Source organism: Lysobacter sp. Root983, assembly GCF_001429345.1.
Lineage (GTDB): Bacteria > Pseudomonadota > Gammaproteobacteria > Xanthomonadales > Xanthomonadaceae > Lysobacter.
The window spans coordinates 303,945-320,927 of record NZ_LMJO01000001.1; the positions used below are offsets into that span (position 1 = coordinate 303,945).

The 16,983-nt window shown below is 68.8% G+C and carries 16 protein-coding genes; 1 reads left to right on the forward strand and 15 read right to left on the reverse strand.

Annotated elements, in window-relative coordinates:
* Positions 1-5: 5 nt before the first annotated feature.
* The 3 genes from ASE43_RS22070 to ASE43_RS01410 form a co-directional block, all read right to left on the reverse strand.
* Positions 6-782, reverse strand: a complete 777-nt coding sequence (locus ASE43_RS22070) for a hypothetical protein (RefSeq protein WP_057159219.1) — start codon at positions 780-782, stop codon at positions 6-8.
* Positions 783-849: 67 nt separating this feature from the next.
* Entirely contained in the window at positions 850-1,377 is a 528-nt protein-coding gene (locus tag ASE43_RS01405; RefSeq protein ID WP_056176571.1) for a DUF892 family protein, read from the reverse strand.
* A 174-nt stretch (positions 1,378-1,551) separates the two neighbouring features.
* On the reverse strand, positions 1,552-2,028 hold the full coding sequence (locus tag ASE43_RS01410; RefSeq protein ID WP_056174466.1) for a peroxiredoxin: 477 nt from the start codon (positions 2,026-2,028) through the stop codon (positions 1,552-1,554).
* Positions 2,029-2,232: 204 nt separating this feature from the next.
* Between ASE43_RS01410 and ASE43_RS01415 the strand changes: the two genes are divergently transcribed.
* Positions 2,233-3,126: a DnaJ C-terminal domain-containing protein gene (locus ASE43_RS01415; RefSeq protein ID WP_056174468.1), complete on the forward strand. Its 894-nt coding sequence runs from the start codon at positions 2,233-2,235 to the stop codon at positions 3,124-3,126.
* A 229-nt stretch (positions 3,127-3,355) separates the two neighbouring features.
* Here the strand turns inward: ASE43_RS01415 and pilH are convergent, their stop codons facing one another.
* The 12 genes from pilH to ASE43_RS01475 form a co-directional block, all read right to left on the reverse strand.
* Entirely contained in the window at positions 3,356-3,721 is a 366-nt protein-coding gene (gene pilH, locus ASE43_RS01420; RefSeq protein ID WP_056174471.1) for a twitching motility response regulator PilH, read from the reverse strand.
* A gap of 57 nt (positions 3,722-3,778) precedes the next feature.
* Complete coding sequence (locus ASE43_RS01425; RefSeq protein ID WP_056174474.1) at positions 3,779-4,771, reverse strand: YhdH/YhfP family quinone oxidoreductase; 993 nt, start codon at positions 4,769-4,771, stop codon at positions 3,779-3,781.
* 87 nt (positions 4,772-4,858) lie between these two features.
* Entirely contained in the window at positions 4,859-5,830 is a 972-nt protein-coding gene (locus ASE43_RS01430; protein WP_057159220.1) for a hypothetical protein, read from the reverse strand.
* 82 nt (positions 5,831-5,912) lie between these two features.
* Positions 5,913-6,533 (reverse strand): hypothetical protein, encoded by a 621-nt coding sequence (locus tag ASE43_RS01435; RefSeq protein ID WP_057159221.1) that lies wholly within the window; start codon positions 6,531-6,533, stop codon positions 5,913-5,915.
* A gap of 29 nt (positions 6,534-6,562) precedes the next feature.
* Positions 6,563-7,156: a TIGR00730 family Rossman fold protein gene (locus tag ASE43_RS01440; protein WP_056174481.1), complete on the reverse strand. Its 594-nt coding sequence runs from the start codon at positions 7,154-7,156 to the stop codon at positions 6,563-6,565.
* A 134-nt stretch (positions 7,157-7,290) separates the two neighbouring features.
* Positions 7,291-8,715 (reverse strand): dihydrolipoyl dehydrogenase, encoded by a 1,425-nt coding sequence (gene lpdA / locus ASE43_RS01445; protein ID WP_057159222.1) that lies wholly within the window; start codon positions 8,713-8,715, stop codon positions 7,291-7,293.
* Between the two features lie 186 nt (positions 8,716-8,901).
* Entirely contained in the window at positions 8,902-10,113 is a 1,212-nt protein-coding gene (gene sucB / locus ASE43_RS01450) for a dihydrolipoyllysine-residue succinyltransferase (protein WP_056174484.1), read from the reverse strand.
* A 69-nt stretch (positions 10,114-10,182) separates the two neighbouring features.
* Positions 10,183-13,023, reverse strand: a complete 2,841-nt coding sequence (locus tag ASE43_RS01455) for a 2-oxoglutarate dehydrogenase E1 component (protein WP_057159223.1) — start codon at positions 13,021-13,023, stop codon at positions 10,183-10,185.
* Positions 13,024-13,333: 310 nt separating this feature from the next.
* Positions 13,334-14,248 (reverse strand): GNAT family N-acetyltransferase, encoded by a 915-nt coding sequence (locus ASE43_RS01460; RefSeq protein WP_235568623.1) that lies wholly within the window; start codon positions 14,246-14,248, stop codon positions 13,334-13,336.
* Positions 14,245-15,417, reverse strand: coding sequence for a cupin domain-containing protein (locus tag ASE43_RS01465; RefSeq protein WP_235568654.1), 1,173 nt, complete (start codon positions 15,415-15,417; stop codon positions 14,245-14,247). Before ASE43_RS01465 ends, ASE43_RS01460 begins: the two co-directional genes overlap by 4 nt.
* A gap of 679 nt (positions 15,418-16,096) precedes the next feature.
* The gene (locus ASE43_RS01470) at positions 16,097-16,507 is read right to left on the reverse strand and encodes a VOC family protein (protein ID WP_235568624.1); all 411 of its coding nucleotides are present in this window, start codon (positions 16,505-16,507) and stop codon (positions 16,097-16,099) included.
* Positions 16,508-16,532: 25 nt separating this feature from the next.
* Entirely contained in the window at positions 16,533-16,961 is a 429-nt protein-coding gene (locus ASE43_RS01475; RefSeq protein WP_056174494.1) for a DUF695 domain-containing protein, read from the reverse strand.
* Positions 16,962-16,983 lie beyond the last annotated feature (22 nt).

Below are 16,983 nucleotides of genomic sequence, written 5' to 3' on the forward strand. Positions count from 1 at the left end.
AGGTTTCACTCGCGCGCCCGCATCGCGGCGACCACGTCGCCGATGGAGTCCGCGCCCGGCGCGTAGCGTGTTCCGGCATAGCCGAGCACGGCCAGGGTCAGGGCGACGCCCAGCACCGGCCAGATCGTGCGTCGCAGCGCGGTGCGCAGCCAGTGCTGGGTCTGGATACGGCGCAGTCTCCGGTACAGGCTACCGGCCAGGGCGACGTCCAGGATCAGCTCGGCCATCAGGGTGGGCGCGATCCAGACCACCCAGCCGACGGTCAACAGCAGGGCGCCCAGCGCCACCGTCGCCACCAGCAGCAGGAGCGCCAGCGCGCAGCCGCCTTCCTCGACGCCGCCCAATGCGTCGGGCAGTTCCAGCTCAGGCAGGCTCATGTCGATGTCGGGCGCCGCGATCGAGGGCATGGGCACGTTGCCGTCGACCTCGAACGACGCCGAAGCGCCCCCGCCGCCGCTGTGCCCGCCGCCGCCGGGAGACCCGCTGGCGCCGCCACCGCCGCTGTGGCCGCCGCCATCGGGCACCAGGTCGAGCCAGTCGTAGGCCTTACGCTCGAAGAACCGCGCCCACAGCCACAACAACAACAGAAATACGGCGTAGGCGATGGCGACTGCGAGCGGGTAACGCTGCCACATCGCATCCATGCCGCCGCGCAGCAGGACGTAAGAGGCCACGAAGCCGACGCCGCCGGTAATGGCGACCACCGTCGCCATCTGCAGGCGCGGCCAATGCGCGCGCTCCAGACGGGCGCGCATGCGGGCGATATGGACCAGGCGGCTCATGCGGCGAGTCTAGCAGCGGCCCTGGCGGCCGCCGCCGTCGCCCGATCCGGGCGCGCCGCCTAGGCGCTTACTTGCCGGTCCAGCCGTCGAGCAGGTCGGCCAGCTCGTCGGCGTGTTCCTCTTCCTGGGCGAGGATGGCTTCCAGCATGCGCTTGGTGGTGGTGTCGCGGTCGCCGAGGTAGTCGATGATCGCGCGATAGCTGTCGATGGCGATGCGTTCGGCGACCAGATCCTCCTTGACCATGTCGCGCAGATCGCTGCCTTCCACGTACTCGGCATGCGAACGCTTGGACAAGACATCGGGGTTCAGGTCGGGCTCGCCGCCGAGCTGGACGATGCGTTCGGCGATGCGGTCGGCGTGCGCCTGCTCCTCGTTGGCATGCTCGAGGAACTCGGCCTTGACCGCGTCGGCCATCAGGCCGCTGGCCATGAAGTAGTGGCGCTTGTAGCGCAATACGCAGACGATTTCGGTCGCCAGCGCTTCGTTGAGCAGCTTGATCACGGTGCCGCGGTCGGCGTTGTAGCTGCTGGTGATCGCGCCGTCCTGAATATGCTGACGGGCGCGGGCGCGAATCGCCTTGACGTCGGTGATCATCGCCGCTTCGGGCTTGCGGCTGGCCGTGGCGGCGACCGCGTGTGCGGACTTGCGTGTGGGTTTGGCACTCATATCGACCTCCTGGCGGGTCGCTGGGGGCGAGGTGCCCCCAACGATGCCCGGCGGCCGGTGACGGCGATGTAGGCGCCGCCTCCCGCGTTCAGTTCGCTGCGGTCAGACCAGCGACAGCATGTGCTCGGCCGAGGACACGCGGTACTCGCCCGGGGCTTCGACTTCCAACTGGGTGACCACGCCGTTCTCGGCGTACAGCGCGAAACGCTTGGCGCGCGTGCCCATGCCGTAGGCGCTGGCGTCCAGCTCCAGGCCGAGCGCGCGGGTGAAGTCGCCGTTGCCGTCGGCCAGCATCATCAGGCCGTCGGGCACGTGCTGGCTCTGGCCCCAGGCCTGCATCACGAAGGGGTCGTTGACCGCCATGCAGGCGACTTCGATGCCCTTGGCGCGAAAATCGTGGAAATGCGAGACGAAGCCGGGCAGGTGCTTTTCCGAGCAGGTCGGGGTGAACGCGCCGGGCACGGCGAACAGCACGATCTTGCGGCCGTCGAACAGGGCGTTGGTGTCGACGGTCTCGACGCCTTCGCGGATGCGTTGCAGATTGACTTCGGGCAGGCGGTCGCCGACCTGGATGCTCATGGGGATATTCTCCGGTGGGGATGGCAGTCTGGTCGGCGCGCGCGTAACGGCGCGTCAAGACCCGGGTACAGCGCGCATTGTGCGCGCAAGCATTGAAAAACGCAGGCGCAGCGGCCATTTCGACCCGGTCTTCCCGTGCGATCGCGCGCCGCCTACTCTGTGGGGCGGTGTCGGCCGCTCACCAGCGAGCTTGAGGGAGCCGCGATGCAGTTCAAGGATTACTACGAAACCCTGGGTGTGGAGCCCAGCGCCGGCGAGGCCGAGATCAAGACCGCGTACCGGCGGCTGGCGCGCAAGTACCATCCGGACGTCAGCAAGGAGGCCGGCGCTGAGGACAAGTTCAAGGCCGTCAACGAGGCTTACGAAGCGCTGCGCGATCCGCAGAAGCGCGGCGCCTACGACCAACTGCGCGCGCGCGGCTACCGGCCCGGCGACGAGGTCCAGCCGCCGCCGGGCGGCTTCGGCGGCGGTTACGGCGGCGCCGATTTCGACGAGATCTTCGCCGGCGGCGGCGCGGGCGGCGGTTTCAGCGACTTCTTCGAGAGCCTGTTCGGACGCGGTCGCGGCCCGGCCGGCTTCGGCGGCCAGGCCGGGCGTCCGCCGCCGCGCGGCGATAGCCGCGCCAAGTTGGCGGTGGCGCTGGAGACGATCTACGAAGGCGGCATGGTGCGCATCTCGGTCAACGGTCGCACCTTGGAAGTGCGCATTCCCAAGGGCATCCAGCCGGGGCAGTTGATACGCCTGGGCGGGCAGGGGACGCACGGCGATCTGCTGCTGGAGATCGAATACGCCGCGCATCCGCATTTCGAGGTCGACGGCCGCAACGTGATCCACGTGCTGCCGTTGGCGCCCTGGGAAGCGGCGCTGGGCGCGACCATCAGCGTGCCCACCCTGGGCGGCGCGGTCGAGCTGAAGATTCCGCCGAACTCGGAAGCCGGGCGCAAGCTGCGCCTGCGCGGCCGCGGCCTGCCGGGCACGCCGCCGGGCGACCAGATCGTCGAACTGGAGGTGCTGGCGCCGCGCGCCCACACCGAGGAACAGCACGAGGCCTACGCGCGCATGCGCGACGCCTTCGGCGACGATTGGCGGCGCGGCTGAGCGGATGCCGTAGGCTGCGGTGAGCGCAGCGAACCGCACCGGCGCGATAGCGCACTGGCGACGGGCGATGCGGTTCGCTTGCGGCTCACCACATCCTACGCATCAGGTCTATGCGAGGCCGAACTGCGCCGCACGCCGACGCTCCACGAACGCGACTCGCGTCGCTCCCACGGAAAGCGGTAGGGCTTTACGCTAAAGCGGCGGGCCTGCGACGGCCCGCGGGCGTCGATCAGCCCGGCAACAGCTGGGCGATGATCTCGGACAGGTCGCTTTCGCTGAAGGGCTTGGTGATGTAGGCCTTGGCGCCCTGGCGCATGCCCCAGACCCGGTCGGTGTCCAGGTCCTTGGTGGTCACCAGCACGATCGGGATGTGCTTGGTGGTGGCCTCGCGACAGATCGAGCGCGTGGCCTGGAAGCCGTTGAGGTTCGGCATCACCACGTCCATCAGGATCAGGTCGGGGATTTCGCGCTTGGCGGCTTCCACCCCCGCCGCGCCGTCTTCGGCGGTCAAGGCCTCATGCCCCAGCTTCTCGACGATGCGGCGGATGCCCATCAGCTGAGACGGTGAGTCGTCGACGATCAGAATACGCGCCATGTGTTTCCCCCGGAATTGTCTCGATTGTAGCGATGCGCGCTGACGCCGCAATGCCAACTAGATCACGACCAGCGTCCGGCCCAGGGAACCCCCGGCCAGCATGCCCGGGAACACCTGGGGCAGTTCGGCCAGCCCCACTTCACGGGTGCATATGCGGTCCAGGTGCGCGGGTTTCCAGTCGCTGCCCAGATGGCGCCAGACTTCGTCGCGGATCTGGCGAGCGGTGCCGGCCGAGGCCACCCCCAGCAGGGACACGCCGCGGATGATGAACGGCATCACCGTGGCGTCCAGCGCGGGGCTGGCGGCCAGGCCCGCGCTGGCGACGTTGCCGTAGGGCGCGGTCTGGGCCAGCAGGCTGGTCAGCATCGGCCCGCCGACGTTGTCCAGGCCGCCGCCGAAGCGCGCCGATTCCATCGGCCGGGCGGTGGCCAGAGCGTCGCGCCCCAGCACCTGGCTGGCGCCGATGGACTTCAGATAGTCGGCCTGCTCGGCCTTGCCGCTGATCGCGTGCACTTCGTAGCCGGCGCGGCTGAAGATGTCGATCGCCAGCGAGCCCACGCCGCCGCTGGCGCCGGTCACCGCCAGCGGGCCCAGTTCGGGCGTCTGGCGGTTGTCCTGCATGCGGTGCAGGGCGAGCGCGGCGGTGAAGCCGGCGGTGCCCAGGATCATGCTCTCGCGCAGGCTCAGGCCGCCGGGCAGGGGAATCGCCCATTGCGCCTCCAGGCGCGCGTACTCGGCGTAGCCGCCGTCGCGGGTTTCGCTCAGGCCGCAGCCGGTCACCAGCACCGCGTCGCCCTCGCGGAACTTGTCGTCGCTGGAGGCGACCACATGGCCGGCCACGTCGATGCCGCCCACCAGCGGGAAGCGGCGCAGGATCTTGCCTTCGCCGGTGCCGGCCAGCGCGTCCTTGAAGTTGATCGAGGAATAGGCGGTCTTGATCACGATCTCGCCCGGCGAGAGCGCGTCGATGGACACGCGTTCGATGCCGCTGCGGTAGCCGGCGTCGTCGCTGTGGATGCGGAAGGCGTTGAAGTCGCTGGGCACGGTCATGGCGCGGTCTCTGCGGACAGAACGCGATGATAACCGAGCGCGATTGCGCGCCCCGTCATGACGCGGCCAGACGCGGACGCGTCGCGCTTAGCCGATCGGGCTCGAAGTCGGCGCGGCCTCGTGCTTGCGTTCGATGCCGTCGCTCCACTGCTTGAGCTTGCGGTAGTCGGGCTCGTCCGGGCCCAACAGCCGGATACGGCCCTGTTCGACCTTCCACAACTGCTCGTTCTGGGTGGTGAACACCACGATCGGCGTGCGGTACTGCAGGCTCATGAACACATGGAACATGGTCGGCGCGGCCGAGGTCAGATGCGAGACGAACAGCGCATCGGGCTTGCGCGCCTGATCCAGGGTCGTGCTCACGCAGCCGCGGGTCTGTTCGTAGCGGTCGATCAGGCGTTCGCCCTGGGCGTCGATGCGGTACATCGCGTAACCGCCCAGCGGCGCGGACTCGTCCAGCCATGGGGTCATCACGAACACCAGGATCTGGTCCTGGCCGTCCTCTTCGTACTCGAAGGCGACCGTATTGGGCGGACGTTGGCTGCAATAGACCTGGTCCTGCTGGCGGGCCAGATGCAGCGCCGCCATCAGCCGTTGTTCGCGCGGCTGCGCGGGCTGCGGCGGTTGCAGGCGGGTGGCGTCGCGCACACCGAGCGGCGCCAAGCCCAGGGTCGCCGATGCGAACGCGACCAACTGGCCGTCGACCTTGCTGAAGTAGCGCACGTCGATGTCGTCGTCGCGCTCGAGGGTGAGCCAACCCGAGGGCTGGCCGGGCGCGTCCGGCAGGGCCTTGATCTTGACCAACTGGTCGGTGGTCAGCCACGCCGCCAGGTCGTGGCGGCGGATCGCGTTGCCGATGTACTCGGCGATGGCGACGTCGCGGCGGTATTTGTCGGGGATGGTGCAGGTCAGGCGGCGGTCGGTGTCGCTGGCATCGGCGGGCAGCTCGGCGAGCTCGGCGCAGTCGTAGGCCGATTTGGCCGCTTTGTCTTTGGCGCCGGCGGCGAGCGGCCAGACCAGCATGGCCGCGAGTGCGGCGGTCGCGAACGGAGTGCGCATCGGATGTTCCGGATTCTGTATTCCCCGACGCGATCCTAACGCAGCCTGGGGCGGATCCGGGCCGGGGTCGCGCGCGTTGTCGTCAGTGGGGATGATCCGCCGGGCGGCATTGCCACGGCGGCGACAGGCGCGGATCGGCCGGGTCGTCGGGCGCTTCGAGTTCGGCGCTCCAATAGGTGGCGCAGCTGGCGCTGTCGATCAGCTCCACGGTTTCGCAGAACACGTCCGGCACCCAGCGCGCCGGCTTGCCGGCCGCCGCGACCGCCTTAAGCGCGCCGGGCTGCTTGCTGTCGCGCAGGCAGGCGGCGCCGTTGCGCGAGACCGAGCGGGTGCCTTGGCGATCGGTGATGGTGATCGTCGTGGTCTGGCCGTCGCCGGTGCCGGCGCTGTAGACCGGTTCGAGTTCGGCGTAGCGTGGGGAGAAGATCAGATCGAACATCGCGCGGCGATGCGGATAAGCCAGCGCATAGGCCCTGACCAGATCGCCGTCCTGATTGCGCTCGGGGTGCTTGCCGGTTCGATCGCGGCCGACGAACACGGCATTGCCGCCGGGGCCGATATGCACCTCGTAGGGCGTGCACGCACCGGGGCAGCCGCTGCGCTTGAGCACGACATGGGTGTCGTCGCGGAACTCGGGCTCGACCGATTCGGCGGGCTGGCAAGCGCATAAGCCGAGCAGCAAGGGCACCGCGATCGCGCGCATCGTCCGATCTCCTTCTGGATCGATGCAGCTTAGCGCAGCGCGTTGCGGCGCTTCTCGTCCATCCACTTGCTGGCTTCGGCCGGGCGGTAGGCCCGCATCCAGGTCAGCATCGCGTCCAGATCGTCGCCGTGCCACAGGTCGCGGCGCTGGTCGGCATGCAGGAAGCGTTCGGCGACCATGCGGTCCAGCATCGCCATCAGCGGCGAGTAGAAGCCTTCGACGTCGAGGAAGGCGCAGGGCTTGTCGCCGATGCCGAGCTGGCGCCAGGTCAGCATCTCGAACATTTCGTCGAGAGTGCCGAAGCCGCCGGGCAGGGCGACGAAGGCGTCGGCGAGATCGAACATGCGCGCCTTGCGCTCGTGCATGGAGCCGACCACTTCGAGTTTGCTCAGCCCGCGATGCGCGACTTCCCAGTTGACCAGTTGCTCGGGAATCACGCCGATGGCCTCGCCGCCGGCTTCCAGCACCGCGTCGGCGACCACGCCCATCAGGCCGACGTTGCCGCCGCCGTAGACCAGGGCGATGCCGTCGCGGGCCATGCGCTGGCCCAGCGCCATCGCGCGTTCGGTGTAGATCGGTTGCGAGCCGGAATTGGAGCCGCAGTAGACGCAGAGCGATTTCATAGCACGGGATTCGTGATTGGGGATTCGGGATTGGTAAAAGCAAAACGCCAGGCGTAGCCTGGCGTCTGCATGGGATCCGGATAGGGGACGGGCCGCTGTTGCGAATCCCGAATCCCCAATCCCGAATCCCGGCTTCAATTGGCTTTATGGATCGCGCGCTTGTCCACCGCCATCGCCGCGTCGTGGATCGCTTCCGACAGGGTCGGATGGGCGTGGCAGATGCGGGCGAGGTCGTCGGCCGAGCCGTTGAATTCCATGGTCAGCACGCCCTCGTGCACGAGTTCCGACACGCCAACGCCGACCAGGTGCAGGCCGAGCACGCGATCGGTCTCGGCGTGCGCGATGACCTTGACGAAGCCGGCCGGCTCGCCCATGGCCACGGCGCGGCCGATCGCCGCGAACGGGAAGCTGCCGGTCTTGTACGGGATGTTCTCGGCCTTGAGCTGCTGCTCGGTCTTGCCGACCCAGGCGATTTCCGGCTCGGTGTAGATCACCCACGGCACGGTGTCGAGATTGACGTGGCCCGGCAGGCCGGCGATCAGCTCGGCGACCGCGATGCCTTCCTCGAAGCCCTTGTGCGCCAGCATCGGGCCGCGCACGCAGTCGCCGACCGCCCACACGCCGTCGACGCCGGTGTGGCAGTGCTCGTCGACTTCGATCTGGCCGCGCTCGTTGAGCTTGACGCCGGTGCCCTCGGCCAGCAGGCCCTTGGACGCGGCGCGACGGCCGACGGCCACCAGCAGCTTGTCCACGACCAATGCCTGATCGGCCTTGCCGTCGTTGTAGGTCAGGTGCACGCCGTCCTTCTTGATCTCGGCCTTGCTGACCTTGGCGCCCAGCTTGATGTCCAGGCCCTGCTTCTTGAATTCCTTGGCCGCGGTCTTGGCGACCTCGGCATCGGCGGCGGCGAGGAAGTCGGGCAGGGCTTCGAGGATGGTGACCTCGGCGCCCAGGCGCTTCCACACGCTGCCCAGCTCCAGGCCGATCACGCCGGCGCCGATCACGCCCAGGCGCTTGGGCACTTCGGTGAAGTCCAGCGCGCCGACGTTGTCGACGATCTTGTCGCCGTCGAACTTGGCGAACGGCAGCTCGATCGAATCCGAACCGGCGGCGATGATGACGTTGGTGCCCTTGAGCTCGACTTCCGAACCGTCGTGCTGCTTGACCTTGACCACGTTGCCCGGATGCAGGGTGCCGAAGCCGTAGTACGGGGCGATCTTGTTGGCCTTGAACAACATCGCGATGCCGCCGGTGAACTGCTTCACGATCTTGTCCTTGCGGCCGATCATGGTGGCGACGTCGATCTTGGCGTTGTCGGTGGTGATGCCGTGTTCGCCGAACAGGTGCTGCAGGTTCCAGAACTGGCGCGAGCTGTCGAGCAGGGCCTTGGACGGGATGCAGCCCACGCGCAGGCAGGTGCCGCCGAGGGCGGGCTTGCCGTCCTTGCCGAGCGCGGCGTCGATGCAGGCGGTCTTGAGACCGAGCTGGGCGGCGCGGATGGCGGCGTGGTAGCCGGCCGGGCCGGCGCCGATGACGACTACGTCGAATTGTTCGCTCATTATCATTCGCTCACGGGATTCGGGATTGGGGATTCGGGATTCGTTCAAAGCGCGTCAGCGCTGCGAATTCCGAAGCCCGCGAAAAATGCTTGCGATAAGGCCAAGGTCCCGGGAGAGGGGAGGAACCCGCATCGGCCTTTTGCCTTTGCGAATCCCGAATCCCCAATCCCGAATCCCGGCTGGGCATTACATGCCCAGCAGCATGCGATGCGGGTTCTCGAGCTGGTTCTTGATGTCGACCAGGAACAGCACCGCGTCCTTGCCGTCGATGATGCGGTGATCGTAGGACAGCGCGATGTACATCATCGGCGCGGCGATCACGGCGCCGTTCTCGACGATCGCGCGCTCCTTGATGGCGTGCATGCCCAGGATCGCCGACTGCGGCGGGTTCACGATCGGGGTCGACATCAGCGAGCCGAAGGTGCCGCCGTTGGTGATGGTGAAGGTGCCGCCCTGCAGGTCTTCCAGCGCCAGCTTGCCGTCGCGGGCCTTCTTGGCGTAATCGCCGATGGCCTTTTCGACGTCGGCGAAGCCCATGCGCTCGACATTGCGCAGCACCGGCGTGACCAGGCCCTTGTCGGTGGACACGGCGATCGAGATGTCGGCGTAGCCGTGATAGACGATGTCGTTGCCGTCGACCGAGGCGTTGACCACCGGGTGGCGCTGCAGCGCGTTGGCGGCGGCCTTGGCGAAGAAGCTCATGAAGCCCAGCTTGACGCCGTTGGCCTTCTCGAAGGACTCGCCCAGCTCCTTGCGCATGGCCATGACCTTGCCGAGGTTGACTTCGTTGAACGAGGTCAGCATCGCGATCGAGTTCTTCGACTGCATCAGGCGCTCGGCGATGCGCGCGCGGATGCGGGTCATCGGCACGCGCTCTTCGGCGCGTGCGCCCGAGGCGTTGCCGACGCCGCCGGACTTGGCGTAGTTGAGGATGTCTTCCTTGGTCACGGCGCCCTTGCGGCCGGTGCCTTCGACCTGGGAGGCGTCGATGCCTTCCTTGTTCGCGGTGAAGCGCGCGCCCGGGGGCAGCTGGTCGTTACCGGCCGGCGCCTTGGCGGCCTCGGGCTTCGGGGTGATCGGCTGCGCGCCGGCGGCCGGCAGTTCGGCGGCCTTGGCGGCGGCCGGAGCGGCTTCCGCGGCCGGCTTGGCCTCGGCGGCGGCGCCGGCTTCCACGATCGCGATCAGCTGCGAGCTGGTCACGGTGGCGCCTTCCTCGAACTTGATTTCCTTGAGCACGCCGTCGACCGGCGAGGGGACTTCGAGCACGACCTTGTCGGTTTCGAGGTCGACCAGGTTCTCGTCGCGCTTGACCGCGTCGCCCGGCTTCTTGTGCCACGTGGCGATGGTGGCGTCGGAGACGGACTCGGGCAGGACGGGGACTTTGATCTCGGTGCTCATGGGGTGGGCATCCTGGCTTGCTTGATTGATATGGGGCGTAGGTAGGGGGTATGCGCGGGACGGCGCCGATTACTCGGCGCTGTCCTCGCCGTGCAGCGAATTGACCAGGGCGTCGGCGACCAGCTTGGTCTGCTCGGCGACGTGGTCGGCCAGATGGCCCGCCGCCGGCGAAGGCGAACGCGCGCGGCCGGCGTAATGCAGGGCCTGCTTCGGCGCCAGGCAGGCGGCGAGGTGATGGCGGATCTGGTACCACGCGCCCTGGTTCTGCGGCTCTTCCTGGCACCACACCACGTCCTTGGCCGCGGCGTAGCGCTTGAGCTGTTCGCTCAGGGCCTGGCGCGGGAACGGGTAGAGCTGCTCGACGCGCAGCAGGGCGACGTCTTCCAGGCCCTGCTTCTGCGACTCTTCCAGCAGGTCGTAGTAGACCTTGCCCGAGCACAGCACGACCCGCTTGACCTTCTTCGGATTGGCGGCGGCGTCCGGAATCAGGTGCTGGAACTCGCCCTGGGCCAGTTCGTCCAGGCTCGACACCGCCAGCTTGTGGCGCAGCAGCGACTTGGGCGTCATCACCACCAGCGGCTTGCGCGTGCTCATGCGCATCTGGCGGCGGATCATGTGGTAGGCCTGGGCCGGGGTGGTCGGCGCGCACACCAGCATGTTCTCCAGCGCGCACAGCTGCAGGAAACGCTCCAGACGCGCGGAGCTGTGCTCCGGGCCCTGGCCTTCGTAGCCGTGCGGCAGGAACAGCGCCAGACCGCACAGACGGCCCCACTTGGCTTCGCCCGAGGACAGGAACTGGTCGATCACGACCTGGGCGCCGTTGGCGAAGTCGCCGAACTGGGCTTCCCAGATGTCCAGGGTCATGGGATCGGCGGTCGAGTAGCCGTACTCGAACGCCATCACCGCTTCCTCGCTAAGCAGCGAGTCGATGATGGTCACGTCCGACGGCGTCTTGACCAACTCGCGCAGCGGCAGCACGTAATCGTCGCTGGTCTGCTCGTGCAGGATCGCGTGGCGGTGGAAGAAGGTGCCGCGGCCGCAGTCCTGGCCGACCAGGCGCAGCTTGTAGCCCTCGGTCAGCAGGGTGGCGTAGGCCAGGTTCTCGGCGAAGCCCCAGTCGCCGGCGAGTTCGCCGGCCGCCATCTTGCGGCGGTCCTCGTAGATCTTGGCCACGCGCGGGTGCAGCTTGACGCTGTCGGCGACGGTGTTGATCTGCACCGCCAGGCCGTCGAGCTTGGCGCGGTCGAAGGTGGTGTCGACCGGGTCGGTGACCTTGCCCGACAGGTACTTGGACCAGTCGATGGTGAACTCGTCCGGCTTGACCTCGACCAGTTCGGTGGTGACCGCGCCGGCGTCGAGCTTGTCGCGGTAACCGTCGACCAGGGCCTGCGCGTCGGCGGCTTGCAGCGTGCCCTCGGCGACCAGGCGCTCGGCGTACAGCTCGCGCGGGGTTTTGTGCTTGCGGATCACCTGGTACATCAGCGGCTGGGTCGCCGCCGGCTCGTCGGCCTCGTTATGGCCGTGGCGGCGGTAGCAGACCAGGTCGATGACCACGTCGCGGCCGAAGCGGTTGCGGAAGTCCAGCGCCAGTTCTGCGCAGAACACCACCGCTTCCGGATCGTCGCCGTTCACGTGCAGGATCGGCGCGCCGACCATCTTGGCCACGTCGGTGCAGTACAGGGTCGAGCGCGCGTCTTCGCGGGCGCTGGTGGTGAAGCCGACCTGGTTGTTGATCACGATGTGGAGCGTGCCGCCGACCGCGAAACCGCGCGCCTGCGACATCTGGAACAGTTCCATGCCCACGCCCTGGCCGGCGAACGCGGCGTCGCCGTGCAGCAGGATCGGCAGCACCTGGGCGCGGCCCTGGTCGCCGCGGCGGGTCTGGCGCGAACGCACGCTGCCGGCCACCACCGGGTTGACGATTTCCAGGTGCGAGGGATTGAACGCCAGCGCCAGGTGGACCGGGCCGCCCGGGGTGGCGACGTCGGCGCTGAAGCCCATGTGGTACTTGACGTCGCCGGTGTGGGCGAGGTCGCCTTCGATGTGCTCGAACTTGCCTTCGAACTCGTCGAACAGCTTGCGCGGCGGTTTGCCGAGCGTGTTGACCAGCACGTTGAGGCGGCCGCGGTGGGCCATGCCGATCACCACGTCCTGGGCGCCGTGCTCGCCGGCGCGGCGGATGGTGGTGTCCATCAGCGGGATCAGGGCGTCGCCGCCTTCCAGCGAGAAGCGCTTCTGGCCGACGTACTTGGTGCCCAGGTAGCGTTCCAGGCCATCGGCCGCGGTCAGGCGCTCGAGGATGCGCTTCTTGTCTTCGGCGCTGCGACCGTACTTGCCGGCCGCGGTTTCCAGGCGCTCGTACATCCAGCGGCGCTGTTCGGCGTCGGCGATGTGCATGAACTCGGCGCCGATCGGGCCGGTGTAGGTGGCTTTGAGCAGGGCGACCAGGTCGCCCAGCTTCATGCGTTCCTTGCCGCCCACGCCGCCGGTGCTGAACTCGCCGGACAGGTCGCTTTCGGACAGGCGGTGGAAGCCCAGCGCCAGGTCCGGCGCTTCCGGCTTCTCGAGCAGGCCCAGCGGGTCGATGTTGGCTGCCAGGTGGCCGCGCGAACGGTAGGCGGTGATCAGTTTGCCGACCCCGCGCTCGCGTTCGTCGCTGGGGCCGGTGCCCGGCGCGGCGCCGTTGGGCGCGCCGCGGGCGGCGGCCCGGCTGGCCTGAGCGATGGCGTCGATGGCGGCCGAATGCGGCACGTCGCCGGCTTCGCGGCCCTTGAAACCGTCGAAGTAGGCCTTCCATTTGGCCCCGACGCTGTCGGGATCGACCAGGTACTGCTCGTACAGGTCTTCGATGAAGGCGGCGTTGGCGCCGAGTTGCGAGGACTGGGAGAACTGCTTCAGGAGGCTGTCCACGATGATTATCGGGAAACTCTAGGGGGCGGATGTGGAGTCGCGCGCGCGCCGACGGCGCTGCGCGCGGACATAGGATCGGAATTATAGCGGTAGTGTTAAGCCCAGCGGCATAACTACTTAGGTCTAAGCGACAGATTTTCTTCGATTTCCGGCAGCCGACCGGGCCGGACCGTCGAAGCAGCCGTTGCGGCAAGCCCGGAAAATCTTGGGCTGGCGCGCGCGCTTTCAAGCCGCGCCGGAAAGCGGCCGCAGCGGGGCGGAGGTTTAACCGGCACTCAGGCCCCGGCGTCGAAGCCGGGCCGGGCCCGGCTCAGATCCCGAGCGCGCGGTACTCGCTGCAAGGGCGGGCGCGCTCCCAGACCGGATCGAAATGCGCGCGCAGCTGGCGCGCGCGGGCGCCGTCGTCGATGCGAGTCTCGCCGTCGAAACGGTGCCCGAGGGTGCGGAAGTACCAGCCGTCGCGGTCGTTGACGACGTAGGCGGAAGGGTAGTTCTGATCGACCGGTTCCTCGATCGCGCGGAACTCGAACGCGGTCGGCAGGCGTTGGGCCAGGCCGATCAGCGGCGCCAGCGCGCGTTGCGGCGCGGCCGGGTCCTGCAGCAGCACGCGCACGCCGCCGCCGGCGGTGGCGTGGCGGCGCAGCGCGGCGATCGCGTCGGCGCGGTCGAGCAGGCCGGGGTCGAGTTCGCGGCTGTAGATCGACAGGCCGCGCCGCGCGCCCGCGATCACGCCCAGCAAGGCCGCCAGGGCGGCCTCGCGGCTCTCGACCGGGTTGGCCGCGCCGAGCAGGCGGCGCATGCCCAGGTGCTCGATCCCGGCTTCCAGGAAGCGCTCGCCCAGCGGCAGAAAGCCGTGGCGGGCGTAGAAACCGACCGCCGCGGCCTGGCTGTGCAGCGACACCTCGCGCCAGCCCAGCTCGGCGGCGCGCTGCAGCAGCGCGGCGAGCAGGGCGTCGCCGACGCCGCGGCCGCGCCAGGGCGCGAGCACGGCCATGCGGCCGATGCGCCGGTCCGGTGTGAGCCGGCCGGTGCCGATCGGGGCGCCGGTCGCGTCCAGGGCCAGCACGTGTTCGCACAGCGGGTCGCGTTCGGCGTCCAGTTCCAGCGCCTCGGGCACCTGCTGTTCGCGCACGAACACCGCCTCGCGTACCGCCCGCAGCGCCGGCTTCGCGGCCGCGTAGTCGGCCACGGCGACCACGCTGAAGCCGTGGCCGGCCGCGCTCACGCGCCTTCTCCTTCGTCCTCGCCTTCGTCGTCGTCCAGGCCCAGGCGGTAGTGGCCGCCGGCGATCAGCTCGTGCACGCAGGCGCGTCCGGCTTCGGACAGCGCGGCGTACACGGCCTGGTCGATCTCGACCGCATTGGCCAGGGCCTGCGCGTCCTTGGCCGCCAGGGCGTACTCCTGGCCGCTCACGTACAGGCGCGCGGCCTGGCCCTTGGCGTGGGCGCGGCGCCAGGCCAGGCGCGACCAGGGGTGGCGCCACAGGCTCGCGCCCTGTTCCAGGTCCCATTCGATCTCGATGCGCGAGCGCGCCGGTTCGGCGCCCGGCGAGACCACGCCGGCGGCGCGGTAGACGGTGATGAAGCGGCCGAACCAGTCGCCCAGGCGGTCGGGGTCGTTCATGCGCAGGGTGTTCAGGGCCTCGACCACGCGCGTCATCGCGGCGGCATCGATCTCGGCCGGGTCGGCCGGCGGGCTCAGGTCGGGATCGCGGTAGCGCAGCGACTCGTCGGCCTCGGCGGCCAGAGTGTCGATGTAGTCGCCCATCAGCTCGGCCGAGGAGGGCGCGCGCATGCCCACCGAGAAGGTCAGGCAGGCGTCCTCGGCGACGCCGTGGTGGGGCACGCCGGGCGGCAGATAGAGCATGTCGCCGGGGCCCAGCACCCACTCGTGGCTGGGCGCGAACTCGCGCAGCAGCTTGAGCTCGGCGTCGGCGCGGAATTCCTGCGGCGGGTTGGGGCCGGCATCGATCTGCCAGCGCCGATGGCCCTGGGCCTGGAGCAGAAATACGTCGTACTGGTCGACATGCGCGCCGACAGAGCCGCCGGGCGCGGCGAAGGACACCATGATGTCGTCGACGCGCCAGCGCGGCAGGAAGTCGAATGCGGGTAGCAGCGCGGCCACGTCGGCGTCCCACTTGTCCACGTCCTGCACCAGCAGGGTCCAGTCCTGATGCGGCAGCGCCGGAAACTCGGCCTCCTCGAAGGGGCCGTGGCGCAGCGAATAGCGGTCGCTGGCGCGGTCGTGCTGGATCAGCCGCGACAGCGCGGCCTCCTCGCAAGCCAGGCCGGCCAGGTCCTCGGGCTGGATCGGCGAGACCAGGCCGGGAAAGGCGTTGCGGATCAGCAGCGGGCGCTTTTGCCAGTAATCGCGCAGGAACTGCGCGGCGGGCATGCCCAGCGGCGGCGCGCGGCTGGCGTCGACCTCGATGGGCGCGGCGGCGGGCTTGGGCTGGCTGGTGGACGCGGCGGGGGATTTCTTGGCCATGGGGCGGGCTGGCTCGATGCGGTGGCGCGGCGATCCGCGCGGATCGCCTCATTGTCGCTCATGCGGCGATGAAGAGAGGGGGAAAGTCCCCCCCTTTGAAAAAGCGGGGCTAGGGGGGATTTGCTTTTGGCTCTGCGCGAGCAACAGCAAATCCCCCGGCGCCGCGAGTAGAGCATCGACATCGATTCGCATCGGGCGCCCGCCCCCTTTTGCAAAGGGGGCGATGGTTGGCGTTCCCCCTTTGAAAAAGGGGGGGCTAGGGGGGATTTGCTTTTGGCTCTGCGCGAGCAACAGCAAATCCCCCGGCGCCACGAGTAAAGAATCGACATCGATTCATCGGAGGCGCCCGCCCCCTTTTGCAAAGGGGGCGATCATTGGCGTTCCCCCCTTTGAAAAAGGGGGGCTAGGGGGGATTTGCTTTGGCTCTGCGCGAGCAACAGCAAATCCCCCGGCGCCACGAGTAAAGAATCGACATCGATTCACATCGGGCGCCCGCCCCCTTTTGCAAAGGGGGCGACGGTTGGCGTCCCCCCCGTTGCAAAGGAGGCGATCGAGAGGGCGCGATGGAGAACCCGCCGACGAGGCGTCAGCCTGCGATCTCGTCGTAGCCGCGGCCCAGAAACTGCAACAGGCACCAGCCGTGCCCGAACGGGTCGGCCAGTTGCACGATGCGGCCCCAGTCGGCTTCGCGCACCGCGCCTTCCTGAATCGCGCCGGCGGCGAGCGCGCGCGTCAACGCCGCGTCCAGGTCGTCGACCACCACGTCCACGTGCGCCGGCATCCAATGGCGCGCGTAATCGCGCGCCGAGCCGCTGGCGCCGACGCTGCCGGCTGGCTTGCGCAGCAGGTAGACCGGCACCTGCGCGCCGTCGAGTTCGAGCACGCCATCGCCGAGCCGGCGCGCCGGACGCAGGCCGAAGGCGGCGACGTAGAAGGTTTCGGCCGTGGCCAGGTCGGGGACGTCGAGATTGAGCAGCAGGCGCATCGTCGTCGTCATGGCTCGGTCTCGGCGCGGGCCTGCTTCAACGCAGGCCGATGGCTTCGGCGAAGGAGCGGTAGAACTCGCCGCCCGGATCGCTCTCGCGGTCGATCTCGATCGGGTAGGGCGTGGCTTCCTGCGGCATCGCGTTGAGCACGCCGATGAAAGCCTCGACATTGCGGCTGTAAAACACGTACTCGCGATGGTCCGGTTCGGTGAACACGATCGCCAGCAGGCTGTGACCGGCGGCTTCGATGCGTTCGCAGACGCGGTCCTCGAAGCGCTGCATGGCCTCCAGTTCCTCCGGCGAGGCGGTGTCGACGCTGCGGTCGTCCTGGTAGGCCCAGATCAGGTTCAGGCGTTCGGGGTAGGCGCGGAAATCGAAACCGCGCTCGAAGCGCTTGAGCCGCATCAGCGACAGGCCGTCGTCGGCGCGGTGTTCGGCCAGGGTCCAGCCGCGGGTGTCTTCCATGGCGCGTGCGCTCCTGGCGGCC